Consider the following 17731-nt stretch of genomic DNA (forward strand, 5'->3'; position numbering starts at 1 on the left):
AATAGGCAAGTTCAGTCATGGGAAATGGCGGGAAACTGGGTAGAATACGCGGCAGGCATCCGATAGTGCCGGCAATGGAGACTGGAATGAAAGTACTGGTGGTTGACGATGATGTCGTTTCGCGCATGGTGCTGATGCACCTGATCGACAGCTGTGGCGTGCACGATATCGTGGAGGCCGAGGATGGCGCGGCCGCGTGGGAGCAGCTCGAAGGCGGCTTGCGCCCGGCGCTGTGCTTCTGCGACTTGCGCATGCCGCGCCTGTCGGGCATGGAGCTGCTGCAAAAGATCCGCTCCGACAGCGCCCTCGATGCCATGCCGCTGGTGCTGGTGTCGTCGGCGAACGATCACGATACGGTGCGTGACGCCGTGCAGGCCGGTGCCGCCGGCTACATCGTCAAGCCCTTCCAGCAGGAGCAGGTGCGCCAGCATATCGACGCCTGCTTCGACGTGGCGCCATTGCCGGCCGAGGCGCCACTGGCGACGGCGCAGCGCCTGGGCATCGACGGCGAGCGCCTGCTGGCCTATCTGACGGGCTTCCAGGGCCAGGTCGGCGTGGCCGAAGAACAGGTCGAAGCCTTGCTGTCGCGCGGCGAACCGGTGCTGGCGCGCCAGCAGCTGGAACGGCTGCACCTGGGCTGCCGCACCCTGGGGCTGCACGGCGCGGAGGCTGCCATGCTGGCCCTGCTGCAGGCGAAGGTGCTCGATGGCGGCCAGATGCAGATGGCGCTGGGGGCGGTGGCACGCAGCGTGGCGCAGCAAATGCGCCTGCTTGGCGAGCAGGACGGCGCTGACTGAATCCGCTGTTTTCCCCTTGCCGGAAAAATACTTTAGGTTTAAAGTATCTGCTTCCGGGCCGCTTGCACTCGCCCGCCACCAGCCAGGATGAGCATGAGCAGCGACCCTTCGCCTACCACCGCCACGCCCCAGGATGACTTTGCGCGCGCGCACCTGCCGCCGCGCGCGCTGTGGCCAGAGCTGTGCTTCGACCTGCCGCAGCTGCAGTACCCGCCGCGCCTCAATTGCGTCGCCGCGCTGCTCGACGCGGCGGTCGCCGGCGGTGGCGGCGAACGCACCGCCATCCATGCCGGTGGCCAGCGCTGGAGCTATGCCTGCCTGCTGCGCCAGGTCGACCGCATCGCCCACGTGCTGCGCACCGATCTGCGCCTGATCCCCGGCAACCGCGTGCTGCTGCGCGGCGCGAATACGCCCATGATGGCGGCTTGCCTGCTGGCCGTGCTGAAGGCCGGCTGCATCGCCGTGCCCACCATGCCGCTGCTGCGCGCGCGCGAATTGTCCACCATCCTGGCCAAGGCCGAAGTCAACGCCGTGCTGTGCGCGCAAGGCTTGCGCGCGGAACTCGATGGCTTGCCCGGCTTGCCGCCGATGCTGTGCTTTGGCGCCGATGGCGCGCCGCTGGAGCAGCGCATGGCGGCCCACGACACGCCCTTCACGGCGCACAACACGGCGGCCGACGACGTCTGCCTGATCAGCTTTACCTCGGGCACGACGGGCGTGCCAAAAGGCACGATGCACATGCACCGCGACCTGCTGGCCATCTGCGACTGCTTTCCCCGCTCCATCCTGCAGGTGCGCCCCGACGATATTTTCATCGGCACGCCGCCGCTGGCGTTCACTTTCGGCCTGGGCGGCTTGCTGTTGTTCCCCTTGCGCTTCGGCGCGGCCACGGTGCTCCTGGAAAAGCTCACGCCGGATACCCTGCTGCAGGCGATCGACGCGTACGCCGCCACGATCTGCTTCACGGCGCCCACTTTTTATCGCCAGATGGCGCCGCTGGCCGCGCAGCACGACTTGCGCAGCCTGCGCCTCTGCGTGTCGGCCGGCGAGGCGCTGCCGCTGGCCACGCGCGATGCCTGGCAGGCGGCGACGGGCCTGGCCATGACGGATGGCATCGGCGCCACCGAGATGCTGCACATTTTTATTTCCGCCACCGGCGACGGCATCCGCCGCGGCGCCATCGGCAAGGCCATTCCCGGCTATCAGGCTTGCATCGTCGACGATGATGGCGTGGCGCAGCCGCCTGGCGTGACGGGGCGCCTGGCCGTGAAGGGCCCGACCGGCTGCCGCTACCTGGCCGATGCGCGCCAGGGCGAGTACGTGCAGCATGGCTGGAACCTGACGGGCGACACCTTCGAGATGGATGGCGACGGCTATTTCTATTACCGGGCGCGCAGCGACGACATGATCGTCTCGGCCGGCTACAACATCGCCGGTCCGGAAGTGGAAGAGGCGCTGCTGCGCCATCCGGCCGTGGCCGAATGCGGCGTGGTCGGGCGCGCCGATGACGAGCGCGGCCAGATCGTCGAGGCGCACGTGGTGCTCAAGGATGGCTGCCGGGCCAGCGAGGCGCTGGCGGCCGAACTGCAGGCCTTCGCGCGCCAGCAGATCGCCCCGTATAAATATCCGCGCGCCATCCGCTTCCTGCCTGCGCTGCCGCGCACGGAAACGGGCAAGCTGCAGCGCTTCAAACTTCGCACGGATATCCCATGAATATTGTCTGCATCGGCGGCGGCCCCGCCGGCCTGTATTTCAGCCTGCTCATGAAAAAGCAGGACCCCGGCCACCGCATCACGGTCATCGAGCGCAACCGTCCATACGACACGTTTGGCTGGGGTGTGGTGTTTTCCGACCAGACCCTGGGCAACCTGGCCAATGCCGACGACGCGACGGCGCGCGCCATCCTGCAGGCGTTCAACCACTGGGACGATATCGAGATCCATTTCAAGGGCGAGACCGTGCGCTCGGGCGGCCATGGCTTTTGCGGCATCGGCCGCAAGCGCCTGCTCAACATCCTGCAGGCGCGCTGCGAGGAACTCGGCGTGCAGCTCGTCTTCGAGACGGAAGTGCAGGACGACCAGGCCATCGCGCGCGAATATGGCGCCGACCTGGTGATCGCCAGCGATGGCTTGAACAGCCGCATCCGCACGCGCTATGCGGCCAGCTACCAGCCCGAGATCGACCAGCGCCATTGCCGCTTCGTCTGGCTGGGCACGCGCAAGCGTTTCGACGCGTTCACGTTTGCCTTCCGCCAGACGCCATACGGCTGGTTCCAGGCGCATATCTACCAGTATGACGGCGACACCTCGACCTTCATCGTCGAGACGCCGGAACATGTGTGGCGCGCGGCGGGACTCGACACCATGAGCCAGGAAGCGGGCATCGCCTTTTGCGAGGCGCTGTTTGCCGAGGAGCTCGATGGCCACGGCTTGCTGAGCAACTCGCCGCACCTGCGCGGCTCGGCGCAGTGGATTACCTTCCCGCGCATCGTTTGCCGCCAGTGGGTGCACGTACACGATGGCGTGCCCGTGGTGCTGATGGGCGATGCGGCGCACACGGCGCATTACTCGATCGGCTCGGGCACCAAGCTGGCGCTGGAAGATGCCATCGAACTGGCGCGCTGCTTTGGCCGGCATGCCGGCACCGGCGATGCGCTGGCTGCCTACCAGCAGGCGCGCGCCGTGGAGGTGCTCAAGATCCAGAGCGCGGCGCGCAATTCCATGGAATGGTTTGAAAACGTGGAGCGCTACAGCGCCATGGAAGCGCCGCAATTTGCCTATTCCATGCTTACACGCAGCCAGCGCATCTCGCATGAAAACCTGCGCCTGCGCGACCCCCGCTACGTGGCCGGCTATGAGGGCTGGCTGGCGCGGCGCGCCGCCGAGCAGGCTGGCGTGGACCTGCCGCAGCAGCCCGTGCCGCCCATGCTCACGCCGTTCAAGCTGCGCGGCGTGCTGCTGAAAAACCGCATCGCCGTCTCGCCGATGGCGCAGTACAGTGCCGCCGACGGCGTGGCGGGCGATTACCATCTGATGCACCTGGGCGCACGCGCCATGGGCGGCGCCGGCCTGGTGTTCGCCGAGATGACGTGCGTCTCGGCCGATGCGCGCATCACGCCCGCCTGTCCCGGCATGTACAGCGAAGCGCACACGCAGGCGTGGCGGCGCATCGTCGATTTCGTGCATGCCGGCAGCGACGCGAAGATCGCCCTGCAGCTGGGCCACGCGGGCGCGAAAGGCTCGACGCGCCCCATGTGGGACGGCATCGACCTGCCGCTCAGGGAGGGCAACTGGCCGCTGCTGTCGGCGTCCGAACAGCAGTACCTGCCGGGCGTGTCGCAACTGGCGCGCGCGGCGACGGAAAGCGACCTGGCGCGCATCGAGCAGGACTTCGTGCGCGCCACCCTGGCCGCCGCCGTCGCCGGTTTCGACTGGCTGGAACTGCATTGCGCGCACGGCTATCTGCTGTCGAGCTTTATTTCGCCGCTGACCAACCGCCGCACGGACGATTACGGCGGCAGCCTGGAAAACCGCTGCCGCTATCCGCTGCGCGTGTTCCGCGCCATGCGCGCGGCCTGGCCGCAAGATAAACCCATGAGCGTGCGCATTTCGGCCCACGACTGGGTCGAGGGCGGCATCACGCCCGACGACGCGGTGCTTGTCGCGCGCCTGTTCAAGCAGGCCGGCGCGGACCTGATCGACTGTTCCTCGGGGCAGGTCAGCAAGCTGGAACAGCCCGTGTACGGACGCATGTTCCAGGCGCCGTTCGCCGACCGCGTGCGCAACGAGGCGGGTATCGCCAGCATGGCCGTCGGTTCCATTTTCGAGGCCGACCACGCCAACAGCATCATCGCCGCCGGGCGCGCCGACCTGTGCGCCGTGGGCCGGCCGCACCTGGCCAACCCGGCCTGGACTTTGACGGAAGCGGCGCGCATCGGCTACAGCGGCGCCGGGGCCGCCTGGCCAAAACAGTACCGGCCGGCGCAGCTGCAGCTGGAACGCAACCTGGCGCGCGAACGCCAGCTGGCCGCCGCCAGCACGGGATTGACCCCGCAACAGGTGGCCGCGCGGCTGCTGGAAGGATGAGATGAAGACGCAAGACAGGAAGACGCCGGCATTGATGGACCGGCACGCGCTGGTGACGGGCGCCGGCAGCGGCATCGGCCTCGCTTGCGCGCGCGCCTTGCTGGACGCGGGCGCCAGGGTTACGCTGGCCGGGCGCGATGGCGCGCGCCTGGCGCGGGCGCGCATCGCGCTGGAGGAGGAAGGACACGCGGGCAGGGTCGCCATCTGCGTGCTCGACGTGGCCGTGGAAGCGTCCGTGCAGGCGGGCTTTGCGCAGGCGGGGGCGCATTTCGGCCGCATCGATATCCTCGTCAATAATGCGGGCCAGGCGCATGCGGCGCCGTTCGGCAAGACGGATACGGCCATCTGGCAGCAGATGCTGGCCGTGAACCTGACAGGCGTGTTCCACTGCTGCCAGGCCGCCATGCCTGGCATGCTGGAAGCGGGCTGGGGACGCATCGTCAGCGTGGCGTCGACGGCGGGCCTGAAAGGCTATCGTTATGTCAGCGCCTATGTCGCCGCCAAGCATGGCGTGATCGGCCTGACGCGCGCGCTGGCGCTGGAAGTGGCGCCGCGCGGCGTGACCGTCAACGCCGTCTGTCCCGGCTACACGGAAACGGAGATGGTGGCGCAGGCCGTGCAGAACATCGTGCGCAAGACGGGCCGCAGCGAAGACGCGGCGCGCGCGGAACTGGCGGCCGCCAACCCGCAGCAGCGCCTGGTGCAGGCGCAAGAGGTGGCCGATGCGGTGGCGTGGCTATGCCTGCCCGCCTCGTCGGCCATGAACGGACAATCCGTCGCCGTCGCCGGCGGCGAAGTAATGTAACTGACTGAAGCAACAACGGAAGATCATGGATAAAGACAGCGCCAACGCGCAAGAACCACCGGTGCTGGACCTGGCCAGCCGGCTCACGCAAGACCATCACCAGTCGCTCAAGCTGTGGCTGCGCATGCTCTCGTGCACGGTGAAAATCGAGAACGAGGTGCGCACGCGCCTGCGCGCCACCTTTGGCATCACCTTGCCCCGCTTCGATCTGATGGCGCAGCTCGAGCGCTTTCCCGACGGCTTGCGCATGGGCGAACTGTCGAAGCGCATGATGGTCACGGGCGGCAATATCACGGGCATCACCGACCAGCTGGAGCAGGAAAAGCTGGTGGCGCGCGTGGTCGACCCGAAGGACCGGCGCTCGTACAGCGTCAAGCTGACCGCGGCCGGCCGGCGCGCCTTCGACGAGATGGCCAAGGTGCACGAAGGCTGGATCACGGAACTGCTGCAGGGCGTGGCGCCGGACGAGAAAAGCCAGCTGATCGAGCTGTTGTCGCACATGAAGCAGCAGCTCAATGACACCATCGATAAAGATAAATAAAGGAAGCACCATGCGTCATCTCCCCGGCCAGCCGCAAGACCTGCCAGGCAACCGAGCCAGTCTGGCCGGCTATGCGGCGCGGCATTTCCTGTTTTCCGTCGACGGCGGCGTTGCCACCTTGACCCTGCACCGGCCCGAGCGCAAGAATCCGCTCACCTTTGATTCGTACGCGGAATTGCGCGAGCTGTTCCGCGCGCTGGCCTGCGCCGACGACGTCAAGGCGGTGGTCATTACCGGCAGCGGCGGCAATTTCTGTTCGGGCGGCGACGTGCACGACATCATCGGCCCGCTGACGCAGCTCGACATGCCAGGCCTGCTGGCCTTTACGCGCATGACGGGCGACGTGGTGAAAGCCATGCGCGCCTGCCCGCAGCCCATCATCGCCGCCATCGACGGCATTTGCGCGGGCGCCGGCGCCATGCTGGCGCTGGCCTCCGACATCCGCCTCGGCACGGCGCGCAGCAAGACGGCCTTTTTGTTTACCCGCGTGGGCCTGGCCGGCTGCGACATGGGGGCGTGCGCCTTGCTGCCGCGCGTGATTGGCCAGGGCCGCGCCGCCGAACTGCTGTATACGGGCCGTTCGCTGGGCGGCCAGGAAGCCGAACGCTGGGGCTTCCTGAATCGCCTGGTCGAGCCGGAAGAACTGGCCGAGGCGGCTGGCGCGTTCGCCGCCGGCCTGGCCGGCGGACCCACCTTTGCGCATGGCATGACGAAGAAAATGCTGCAACAGGAGTGGAACATGGGCGTCGATGAAGCCATCGAGGCGGAAGCGCAGGCGCAGGCCATCTGCATGGCCACCAACGACTTCCACCGCGCCTATCACGCCTTCGTGGCGAAGCAAACACCGCAGTTCGAGGGCAACTGACATGCGCGATACCAGCTATCTGGACTGGCCGTTTTTCGCGGCGCACCATGGGGAACTTGAGCGCGAACTCGACGCCTGGGCAACGCAGCACCTGGGCGAGGGGCACGGCAGCGATGTCGATGCGGCGTGCCGCGCGCTGGTGGCGCAGCTGGGGCAGGGCGGCTGGCTGGCGCATGCCACGAGCGCCGATGGCCGCATCGACACGCGCGCCATTTGCCTGATCCGCGAAACGCTGGCGCGCCACGACGGCCTGGCCGATTTCGCCTTTGCCATGCAGGGCCTCGGTTCCGGCGCCATCGGCCTGTTCGGCAGCGCGGACAACAAGGCGCGCTACCTGCCCGACGTGGCCAGCGGCAAGCGCATCGCCGCGTTTGCCCTGTCCGAGCCGCAAGCCGGTTCCGACGTGGCGGCGATGCAGTGCGCCGCGCGCCTGGAGGGCGACGCGTATGTGCTCGATGGCGAAAAGACGTGGATCTCGAACGGCGGCATCGCCGACTTTTACGTGGTGTTTGCGCGCACGGGCGAAGCGCCGGGCGCGCGCGGCATCAGCGCCTTCATTGTCGACGCCGACAACCCTGGCCTGGAAATCGCCGAGCGCATCGCCGTCATCGCCCCGCATCCGCTGGCGCGCCTGCGTTTCAAGCAGTGTCGCGTGCCCGTTGCGCAGCGCCTGGGCGAGGCGGGACAGGGCTTCAAGGTGGCGATGGCGACCCTGGACGTCTTCCGCACCTCGGTGGCCGCCGCCGCTCTGGGCTTCGCGCGGCGCGCCCATGCCGAAGCGCTGCGCCACGCCATGGCGCGCCAGATGTTTGGCCAGACCCTGGCCGACTTTCAGCTGACGCAGGCCAAGCTGGCGCAGATGGCCACCGGCATCGACGCTTGCGCCTTGCTCACCTACCGCGCCGCCTGGCAGCGCGACCAGGGCCGCAAGGTGACGAAGGAAGCGGCCATGGCCAAGCTGACGGCCACCGAAACGGCGCAGCAGGTGATCGACGCGGCCGTGCAGCTGTTTGGCGGCATGGGCGTCGTCAGCGACCATCCGGTCGAACGCCTGTACCGCGAAATCCGCGCGCTGCGCATCTATGAAGGGGCCAGCGAGGTGCAGCAGCTGATCATCGCGCGCGAACTGCTGCGCGAGGCGGGCCGCGCATGAACAACCAGGAGAATACGATGCAAGTGCTGCAACCAGCAGGATGGGCCAGGCCGCGCGGCTATGCGAATGGCATCGCCGCCAGCGGGCGCACGGTGTACGTCAGCGGCATGATCGGCTGGGATGCGCAGGGACAATTCCACACGGATGATTTCGCGGGCCAGGTGCGCCAGGCGCTGCAAAACATCGTCGCCGTGCTGGCCGAGGCGGGCGCCTTGCCGGAACATATCGTGCGCATGAACTGGTACGTGCTGGACAAGAAGGAATATGTGGCGGCGTATCCACACATCGGCGTGGCGTACCGGGACATTATCGGCAAGCATTTTCCGGCCATGACGGCGGTGCAGGTGGCGGGCCTGATCGAGGACAGGGCACGGGTGGAGATCGAGGTGACGGCGGTGCTGCCCGACTGAATTTCAGCGATGAAATGTTGCATACTGGCATCCAAATAATAAATATAAAAACATTATCTATCGTGTTATATTTGGCAACCGGAACGTAGGCCGGTTTTAAATACTGACAGTCGAGGTAGAGGATGCAAAACAATTTCAGGGCAACAAGAAACTTGGCGCTGGCAGTGGCCGGCATATGCGTTTGCCTGGGCGCCCGGGCGGATGCGGGGCCATCGCTACTGACTTCCAGCCAACAGGCGCAACTGCAGACGTGGCTCGGCGAAGGGCCTCTCGCACTGACGAATATTTACACCAAGGCGGCGGGCGATACCTCGCTGGATTTTCACAAGGCGTCCGATGGCAAGGGGCGGACCTTTTCCATCATGGAAGCGACCAATGCTGCGGGACAAACCTGGCTGGTCGGCGGCTACAATCCGCAAAGCTGGAGCTCGACCGACGGCATGCATGTCACCATGGATGACAGCCAGCGCACGGCTTTTTTGTTCAATCTGACGGCGGGCTTCATGCTGCCGCAACTGAAGCAGTACTTCAACGGCGACGGCATCGGCAAGGACCAGACATACAACCGGGCCGACTTCGGCCCCACTTTCGGCTACGGGCATGACTTGTACGTGCCGCAGGATTTGACGAACGGCGGCAGTTCCTTCCTCTACACCTATAACTATCTTGGCCAGCCGTCGACGGGTGTCAGCCTGCTCGATGGCTCCATTTGGCAGGGTAACAACGTGACCTTTGGCGCGATCCAGGTTTTCACGATCAGCGCGGTGCCGGAACCGGCGACGTATGGCCTGCTGCTGGCCGGCATGGGCGTGCTGCTGGCGGTCCGGCGCCGCCAGCGTCCGGATACCCTCGCCTGAACTTCCCGCCGCGCGCCCGCTTGCCACGCTGTCAATGCCGGGCGCTTGCCTGTATAATGCCGCTGCGCGTGTCGCCATCGTACAATGGATAGTACAAGGTCCTCCTAAGACTTAAATGCAGGTTCGATTCCTGCTGGCGACACCACGTTTCCACGCAACGCGCGTCGGCGGCCTGTGATCATCCAGGCGGTAGTTACCGGTCGATGGCGATTGAAGTCCGAGTTATCGGTACAATGCGTGCTTCATTCATCCAATCGGCGGCTGTTTTGCGCACCACGCGGTGTGCAGGGGACGGCGCCCGAGCACTCTTACTCATTATGGCTGTCATTTCTCTTTCATCGGCGCAACTTGCGTTCGGTCACGTCGCGCTGCTCGATCACGCGGAATTTTCACTGGAAACCTCGGAACGGGTCGGCTTGATTGGCCGCAACGGCACGGGCAAATCGTCTTTGCTGAAAGTCATTTCGGGCAAGTTCAAGCTGGACGATGGCTTGCTGGTCATGCAGCAAGGCATCAAGATCGCCTATGTGGAGCAGGAACCGCAATTCGACCCGGACATGTCCGTGTTTGACGCCGTCGCGTCCGGCATGGGCGAATCGCAGGCGTGGCTGAAGGAATACGATGCGCTGACGGGCCAGTTTGGCCAGGGCAATGACGACGAACTGATGGAACGCATGCACGACATCCAGGTCAAACTCGATGCGGCCGACGCGTGGAGTTTGCCGAACAAGGTGGAAACCGTGCTCGACCGTCTGAATCTGACGGGCGACATGGCCATGAAAACCCTGTCGGGCGGCATGCAGAAGCGCGTGGCGCTGGCGCGCGCGCTGGTGTCGGCGCCGGACGTGCTGTTGCTCGATGAACCGACCAACCATCTGGATTTCAGCTCCATCCTGTGGCTGGAAGGCTTGCTGCGCGACTTCAAGGGCAGCGTGCTGTTCATTACCCATGACCGCTCCTTCCTCGACAACGTTGCCACGCGCATCATCGAACTGGACCGCGGCCGCTTGCTGTCGTATCCGGGCAACTTCACGGCGTATCAAGTGCGCAAGGCCGAGCAGCTGGAAATCGAGGAAGTGGAAAACGCCAAGTTCGACAAGTTCCTGGCGCAGGAAGAAGTGTGGATACGCAAGGGCGTCAAGGCGCGCCGCGTGCGCGACGAAGGCCGCGTGCGCCGCCTGGAAGCGTTGCGCCTGACGCGCAATGCCCGCCGCGAACAGCAGGGCCAAGTCAAGCTCGACGTGTCCGCCGGCGAACGCTCGGGCAAGATCGTGGCGGACCTGGAAAACGTCTCGAAGATCTACGGCGACAAGGTCATCGTCAAGGATTTCAGCGCCACCATCCTGCGCGGCGACAAGGTCGGCCTGATCGGCGCCAACGGCGCCGGCAAGACCACCTTGCTGAAGATGATCCTCGGCGAAGAACAGTCGGACACGGGCACCATCCGCCTGGGCACCAAGCTGCAGGTGGCGTACTTCGACCAGATGCGCACGCAGCTGAACGAAGAGGCGAACCTGATGGAAACCATCGCGCCAGGCAGCGACTGGGTCGAGATCAATGGCCAGCGCCGTCACGTGATGACGTACCTGAACGATTTCCTGTTCGCGCCGGAACGCGCCCGTTCGCCCGTCAAGTCGCTGTCCGGTGGCGAACGCAACCGTTTGCTGCTGGCGCGCCTGTTCGCCAAGCCGGCCAACGTGCTGGTGCTCGACGAGCCGACCAATGACTTGGATATCGATACCCTGGAATTGCTGGAAGAGTTGCTGGAAGAATACACCGGTACCGTGTTCCTGGTCAGCCATGACCGCACCTTCCTCGACAACGTCGTTACGCAAGTGATCGTGGCCGAAGGCGAAGGCAAGTGGCGTGAATTCGTCGGCGGCTACACGGACTGGGAGCGCGTGCGCACCTTGCCGATCGCCACGGCGCCGGCCAGCAAGCCTGCCGTGAAAGTCGAAGCGGCCGCGCCGGCCGCCAAGCAGAAAAAGCTCAGCTACAAGGAACAGCGCGAGCTGGAAGAGTTGCCGAAACTGATCGCCAAGCTGGAAGACGAGCAATCCGTGCTGGCGGCCGAGCTGTCGCACCCGGACTTCTACAAGAAGACGCCGGCCGAAGGCAAGCGCCTGAACGCCCGCGTGGCGGAGATCGAAAGCGAACTGCTGGAAGCGCTGGAAAAGTGGGAGCAGATCGAGGCACGCGCCAACGGTTGATTGTTTTCCCCCTCTCCTGTTGTAATTAAGTTAGGATTACTTGCCACGGCAACCGTCCAGCTTGATATAATTATATAATTATATTTTTTACATCGGGGGATGCATGTTTGTTATCATAAACACGCGATCCGGACCAAGGCGTCCGGCGCGCCAGTCCGTCCCGGGTGCGGCGCACGATGTTTGACCGTGCCGCCTTGCCCCGGGTAGCGCCATTCCTGGCCTACCTCTCCTTTATCGTTATCGCCGACATGCTGGGCCGGGCGGGCTTTGCCGCGCAGGAGCTGCGCTGGCTGTATGCCGTCAAGATCGGCGTCGTGCTCGGCATGCTGCTGTACTGGCGCCGCAGCTATACGGAACTGGCCCGGACGCCGCTCGGTGCGCGCGCGCTGGCCGTGGCGCTGGCCACGGGACTTGTTGTTTTTCTGTTGTGGATTAATCTCAGTGCCGACTGGATGACGATCGGCACTTCCGACGGCTTCGATCCCCGCAACGGCGGCCAGATCGAGTGGAGCCTGGTCGTGCTGCGCATTGCCGGCGCGGCCCTCGTGGTGCCCGTGATGGAAGAGCTGTTCTGGCGCTCTTTCCTGCTGCGCTGGATCGATGCCCCGGATTTCCTCACATTCAATCCACGCCTGGCCAGTGCCAAGGCTTTTGTTGTCAGCGTGGTATTGTTTGGCTTTGAACATAACCTGTGGCTGGCCGGCATCGTTGCCGGCGCTGCATATAGCTTGTTGTACATGCGCAGCCAAAACCTGTGGTCGCCCATCCTGGCGCACGGCGTGACGAATGGCGTGCTGGGTCTCTGGATTGTTTCCGGCGGCCATTGGACTTACTGGTAATATTGCCAATCAACTGTTTGCTCTCTCAAAGACAATGCCCATGTTGACTTCACCGTATCATTGCCAGGTCCGTACCGGCCAAGCCGGAATGCAGCGCAAGCGCCTGGCCTCGGCCCTGGCGCGCATCTTGCCTACATCGCTGTTGCTTGCCGGCGGGGTCGCATGCACTCTGCCAGCCAGCGCCGCCATCAGCGATACGATCTCGCCTTTCATCGCGACCTCATACTCCTATGATGACAATTTGTTCCGGCTCGATGACAAGGTCCCCGGTTTTGACGGGCAGCGCTCCGATACCTCGCGCCAGGTGCAGGCGGGATTCCTCATCAATCGCCCAATTGGCCGGCAACTGCTGACGGGTCAGGTAAAGTGGTCGCGCGTCTACTTCGATCATTTTGACCAGCTCGACTACACGGGCAAGGATTATCTGGCGGACCTGGAATGGCATATTGCCAATCACCTCGAAGGCCACGTGGGCGCCAGTTATTCGCAGACCCTGACACCATTCAGCGATCTGCAAAGCTCCGACCGTAACTTGCGCACGATACGCCGCGAATATGTGAATGGCGGCTGGCGCTTTCATCCCAGCTGGCGGGTGCGGGGTGGGTTCTCGCGCGACAAATATACCTATGATTCGATTGCGCAAAAAATTTCTGATCGGCAAGAGGATGCCACCGAGCTGGGGGTCGACTATTTGCCAGCCAGCGAAAGCCGGATCGGCATACAACTGCGCCATTTGAAAGGCACGTATCCGAACCGGGCCAACCTGGCCGCGTTTGGCATCGAACAGGGTTATGAGCAGGACGAGGTGAAGGCCAACATCTATTGGCGTTTCAGCGGCGTGACACAAGTGCAACTGCTTGGCGGCTGGGTGCGGCGCAAGAACGATCTGTTTTCCGGGCGCGACTCCAGTGGTGCCAATGGCCGGGTCACCGTGTACTGGGCACCGCTCGGCAAAGTGCGTTTTACGGGCAGCCTGTGGCATGAATTTGCCGCCGTGGAAAATTCCCTGATCACCAGCAGCTTGAACAATGGTGCCAGTCTGGCCGCGGCCTGGGATATTTCGGCCAAGGTGCGCATGGATGCCCAGGTGCGGCGTGAAAAACGCGATTTTTCCGCCGCCAGCGGCCTTGTGCTGCCAAACGACGTGAGCGATACGACGCGCACGGCCAGCATCGGCCTGACGTACGCGCCGCAGCCGAACATCCAGTTGGGCATCAATGCCTTCCAGGATACGCGCAAGGGCGCTCCGATTATCAATACAGGCAGCTACCGTGCCAAAGGCGCATCCCTTAGCGCCAGTATCCAGTTCTGAAGAGTATTATGACGGTCAATGATATACCCCTGATTTCGTTTTTCCAGCGCATCCTTGATCCCTTGATCATCATGGGCACGCTGTATCTGCTGTCAATCCTGTCCGGCTCGCCTTTCACCGGGTATTCGCTGGTGCTGATGATCCTGGCGTTTTTTATCTCGTCGTCGGTGTTCCAGTATGTCGACCCCTACCGTACATGGCGCAGCGGCCGCATGCTGGCCTATGCCCGCGATGTTTTCGTCAGCTGGAGCATCACCGCCCTGATCCTCGTCTTTCTCGGTTCGGCGACGGGGCTGGCGTTCCATTTTGACCGTGAACTGGTGCTGGCGTGGCTCCTGCTGACGCCATTCATCTTGTTGCTCAGTCATCTCGCCGCGCGGCGCATGGTGGCCGATCCCGGCCGGGATAGCGAAGTACGCTCCGTCGTCATCATTGGCGCCAATGATGCCAGCCTGAAATTTGCCGCGACCGTGGAGCGCAATCCGAATCTGTTCATGAGCGTGCGCGGTTTCTTTGACGACCGTACCGATGACCGCTGGCCGGAAAAAATGCGCGAGCCGATGTTGGGCAAGATGGCGGATATCGCTGCGTATGTGCGCGAACACAATATCAAGATGATATTCATCAGCCAGCCCATTTCCGCCCAGCCGCGCATCCGCAAGATGCTCGACGAATTGCAGGATACGACGGCGTCAGTGTACTTCCTGCCCGATATTTATATTTTCGACCTGATGCAGGCGCGCTTCGACAACGTGGGCGGCATGCCCGTCATTGCCATCCGCGAATCGCCGTTCACGGGCTTTAACAGCATGGTCAAGCGCGGCAGCGATATCGTGCTGGGCTTGTTGATCCAGATTATGCTGCTGCCAGTGATGCTGGTCATCGCCATCGCCGTCAAGATGACCTCGAAGGGCCCCGTGATTTTCCGCCAGCGCCGCTACGGCTTGTATGGCGAGGAGATTATTGTGTATAAATTCCGCTCCATGACGGTCAGCGAGGATGGCGACAAGGTCGTGCAGGCGAAGAAGAATGACCAGCGCGTCACGCGCATCGGCGGTTTCCTGCGCCGCAGTTCACTCGATGAGTTGCCACAGTTCATTAATGTGCTGCAGGGACGCATGAGCATCGTCGGGCCGCGTCCCCATGCGGTGGCGCACAATGAGCAGTATCGCAAGTTGATCAAAGGCTACATGCTGCGCCACAAGGTCAAGCCAGGCATCACGGGATGGGCGCAGGTGAACGGCCTGCGCGGCGAGACGGAGACTCTGGACAAGATGGAGGCGCGCATCCATTTTGACCTCGACTACCTGCGCAACTGGTCACTCTGGCTGGATCTGTGGATTATCATGCGCACGGTGAAAGTCGTGCTCAAGCGCGACAATGCCCACTGAATGCAGTGGACAAGCAACACTGTAGGGAATTTGTTTTGCGTCAGATCAATACGCGTTAAAATGAGGCAAGCATTCGAAGTACGGGTCCCAGGCCCGTGCCGGGCAAACCAGGCGGTAATGCAAAGTAGCATATGAGACAGGCGCGACAACATCATGTGACGGCGGGTGCGGCGCGTGCTTTGCGCCAGATGTCAGGCAGGATGCCCGCCGGCGTTGCCTTGCCCATGTGCTTGCCCATGCCGCGCTCCAGACTACGGCCCCATCCTCGCCGATCCTGCGCAGGCACGCGTCACGACAGCGTGCCCGCGTGGAAACTTCAATCGTACCCAGCACAAGAACTGCTATGTTGTTCAAGCTGCATGCAGAGGATTCATGGCATTGGCTGTAAGTTTTCTTGGAAACAGTTGTTTTTAAACCTTCTTAATGGATTTTTAAGCAAATACTTTCCGACTACTCTTGTACATTGTGTATCATATTTATAATATTGACAATTATGTGGTCAAGCAGCATAATTTCGCGGGAAATTTGTGTTTTTTGCCAATGTTTTTATGCGTAAATATTGCTTCAATGTTTATCGCTGGCGGCACCCGATTTCCTTACCTGAACTGAAGGAGCAATTTTGAACCATACGCCCATCGCACGTTTGATCGCGCCCATCTCCGTATTTTCCCCGCGTTTGCTGTGCGCGGGCCTGGTCTTGCTGACGGCGGTCAGCTTGTCTGCTTGCGGCGGCAAGGAAAAAAAACCTGGCCAGGCCCTGGCCAGTGTGAACGGTGAGGAAATTACCGTGTTGCAGCTCAATGAGGAGTTGCAGCGCGCCAACGTTCAAGCTGCTCAGCAGGAAACGGCCAGCAAGCAGTTGCTGGAGTCGCTGATCGACCGCCAGTTGCTGTTGAATGAAGCCGTCAAGGAAAAAGTGGACCGCGATCCGAAGGTGGTACAGGCCGTTGAACGCGCCAAGGCGCTGATCATTGCGCAAGCGTACATGCAAAAACGCATCGGCACCATCGCCCGGCCGACGAAAGAGGAAGTGGAAGACTACTATAACAAGAACCCGCAATTCTTTAGCCAGCGCAAGCAGTTCGACATGCGCGAACTGGTGATCGCCAGCGCCGACATGAATGACCAGTTGAAGGCAGCGATGGACGCCGCCAAGTCGCTGGACGACGTGGCCGCCTGGCTCGACAGCAACAAGGTCAAGTATGCTCGCACGCAATTGTCGCGCACCAGCGCCGACCTGGCGCCGGAATTGAGCGCGAAGCTGCTGACGATGCCGAAGGGGCAGCTGTTCATCATTCGCGAAGGCGACCGCACCTTGCTCATTTCATTGGCAGACATTCGCGACAATCCGGCCAGCCTGGCACAGGCGGCACCGCAGATCGAGCAGTTCCTGTTCAATAAGAGAACCAAGGATAGCGCCGATGCCGAGCTGAAGCGGCTGCGTGCCGCCGCCAAGATCGACTACCTGAACAAGGATGCCGGCGGCAAGCCTGCCGCCAGTGCTCCAGCGGCGGCGGCAGCGAGCGCTCCGGCGCCAGTCAGCGCGCCGGTCCCTGCGGCCCCTGTGCCGGCAGCGTCCAGCTCCTCGGAAGCGAATGATCGTGGTGTTGCGGGCTTGAAATAAACCGCGGCTTTTACTGAGTACTCTTTTGAAAATGAACCAATCATGAAACGACTGTCAATGTGGTGCATGGCCCTCCTGCTGACACTGAGCGCCGGCTTTGCCGGTGCTGCCGATGTGCTGCTGGGACCTGGCGACGTGCTGAAGATTTCCGTATACGGCAGTCCCGACCTGGCGCTGGAGACGCGCGTCAGCGAGGCGGGAGAAATTACTTTCCCGCTGGTGGGGAACGTCACCCTGGGCGGCCTGTCTGTCTCCGCGGCGGAAAAGAAACTTGGCGGCTTGCTGGAAGGCGGCGGTTTTCTGCGCAAGGCGCAGGTCAACATCATCGTGACTTCGCTGCAGAGCCAGCAAGTGTCCGTGCTGGGCCAGGTAAACCGTCCGGGACGCTACCCGCTGGAAGGCAAGCGCAGCGTGATGGATATCCTGGCGATGGCCGGCGGCATCGCTGGCGACGGCAGCGAGACGGTCAGCCTGATCCGCAAGCGCAACGGCCAGTCCACCAAGGAAGAGATCGACATCGTCGCCATGGTGCGCGATGCCAACCTGAACCGTGACTTCGATTTGGCGGGCAACGACGTGATTTATGTCGAACGCGCGCCGCGCTTCTATATTTATGGCGAAGTGCAGCGCCCTGGCGCGTTTCGCCTCGAACGTTCGATGACGGTATTGCAGGCCCTGTCCGTGGGCGGCGGCCTGACGGCGCGCGGCACGGAGCGCGCCATGCGCATCAAGCGCCGCGATGCCGATGGCAAGATCCAGGTAATTACCGCTAAGCATGATGATTTGCTGCAAGTGGATGACGTCGTGTATGTCCAGGAAAGTCTGTTTTAAGCAGCGCCTGT

General features: G+C 63.1%; 15 protein-coding genes and 1 tRNA gene. All 16 read left to right on the plus strand.

The window, feature by feature from the left end; genetic code table 11:
• Window positions 1-86: 86 nt before the first annotated feature.
• The 16 genes from ACZ92H_RS19855 (at window position 87) to epsE (ending at window position 17720) form a co-directional block, all read left to right on the plus strand.
• Entirely contained in the window at window positions 87-797 is a 711-nt protein-coding gene (locus tag ACZ92H_RS19855; RefSeq protein WP_131373815.1) for a response regulator, read from the plus strand.
• Between the two features lie 93 nt (window positions 798-890).
• Window positions 891-2510, plus strand: coding sequence for an AMP-binding protein (locus ACZ92H_RS19860; protein WP_465050735.1), 1620 nt, complete (start codon window positions 891-893; stop codon window positions 2508-2510).
• Window positions 2507-4882: a bifunctional salicylyl-CoA 5-hydroxylase/oxidoreductase gene (locus ACZ92H_RS19865; protein WP_465050736.1), complete on the plus strand. Its 2376-nt coding sequence runs from the start codon at window positions 2507-2509 to the stop codon at window positions 4880-4882. Before ACZ92H_RS19860 ends, ACZ92H_RS19865 begins: the two co-directional genes overlap by 4 nt.
• Window position 4883: 1 nt before the next feature.
• Window positions 4884-5687 carry an SDR family NAD(P)-dependent oxidoreductase gene (locus ACZ92H_RS19870; RefSeq protein ID WP_131373812.1) on the plus strand — a complete coding sequence of 268 codons (804 nt, stop codon included), beginning with the start codon at window positions 4884-4886 and terminating at the stop codon, window positions 5685-5687.
• Window positions 5688-5712: 25 nt separating this feature from the next.
• Complete coding sequence (locus tag ACZ92H_RS19875; RefSeq protein WP_131373811.1) at window positions 5713-6228, plus strand: MarR family winged helix-turn-helix transcriptional regulator; 516 nt, start codon at window positions 5713-5715, stop codon at window positions 6226-6228.
• 10 nt (window positions 6229-6238) lie between these two features.
• Entirely contained in the window at window positions 6239-7093 is an 855-nt protein-coding gene (locus ACZ92H_RS19880; RefSeq protein ID WP_465050737.1) for an enoyl-CoA hydratase family protein, read from the plus strand.
• Window position 7094: 1 nt separating this feature from the next.
• A complete protein-coding gene (locus ACZ92H_RS19885; RefSeq protein ID WP_465050738.1) occupies window positions 7095-8246 on the plus strand; it encodes an acyl-CoA dehydrogenase family protein in 1152 nt (383 codons plus the stop codon).
• 17 nt (window positions 8247-8263) lie between these two features.
• Window positions 8264-8656 carry a RidA family protein gene (locus ACZ92H_RS19890; RefSeq protein ID WP_131373808.1) on the plus strand — a complete coding sequence of 131 codons (393 nt, stop codon included), beginning with the start codon at window positions 8264-8266 and terminating at the stop codon, window positions 8654-8656.
• A gap of 122 nt (window positions 8657-8778) precedes the next feature.
• Window positions 8779-9513, plus strand: a complete 735-nt coding sequence (locus ACZ92H_RS19895) for a PEP_CTERM-anchored TLD domain-containing protein (RefSeq protein ID WP_465050739.1) — start codon at window positions 8779-8781, stop codon at window positions 9511-9513.
• A 70-nt stretch (window positions 9514-9583) separates the two neighbouring features.
• Window positions 9584-9658 (plus strand) — tRNA-Arg (locus ACZ92H_RS19900).
• Between the two features lie 172 nt (window positions 9659-9830).
• On the plus strand, window positions 9831-11723 hold the full coding sequence (locus ACZ92H_RS19905; RefSeq protein WP_131373806.1) for an ATP-binding cassette domain-containing protein: 1893 nt from the start codon (window positions 9831-9833) through the stop codon (window positions 11721-11723).
• A gap of 176 nt (window positions 11724-11899) precedes the next feature.
• Window positions 11900-12562, plus strand: a complete 663-nt coding sequence (locus tag ACZ92H_RS19910; protein WP_465050740.1) for a CAAX prenyl protease-related protein — start codon at window positions 11900-11902, stop codon at window positions 12560-12562.
• 40 nt (window positions 12563-12602) lie between these two features.
• Window positions 12603-13874, plus strand: a complete 1272-nt coding sequence (gene epsL, locus ACZ92H_RS19915; protein ID WP_465050741.1) for an XrtB/PEP-CTERM-associated polysaccharide biosynthesis outer membrane protein EpsL — start codon at window positions 12603-12605, stop codon at window positions 13872-13874.
• Window positions 13875-13882: 8 nt separating this feature from the next.
• Window positions 13883-15265 (plus strand): undecaprenyl-phosphate glucose phosphotransferase, encoded by a 1383-nt coding sequence (locus ACZ92H_RS19920; protein WP_131373804.1) that lies wholly within the window; start codon window positions 13883-13885, stop codon window positions 15263-15265.
• Window positions 15266-15884: 619 nt separating this feature from the next.
• The gene (locus tag ACZ92H_RS19925) at window positions 15885-16889 is read left to right on the plus strand and encodes an EpsD family peptidyl-prolyl cis-trans isomerase (RefSeq protein WP_465050742.1); all 1005 of its coding nucleotides are present in this window, start codon (window positions 15885-15887) and stop codon (window positions 16887-16889) included.
• A gap of 42 nt (window positions 16890-16931) precedes the next feature.
• On the plus strand, window positions 16932-17720 hold the full coding sequence (gene epsE / locus ACZ92H_RS19930; protein WP_465050743.1) for a polysaccharide export protein EpsE: 789 nt from the start codon (window positions 16932-16934) through the stop codon (window positions 17718-17720).
• Window positions 17721-17731 lie beyond the last annotated feature (11 nt).

It is taken from the genome of Janthinobacterium foliorum, assembly GCF_978021625.1.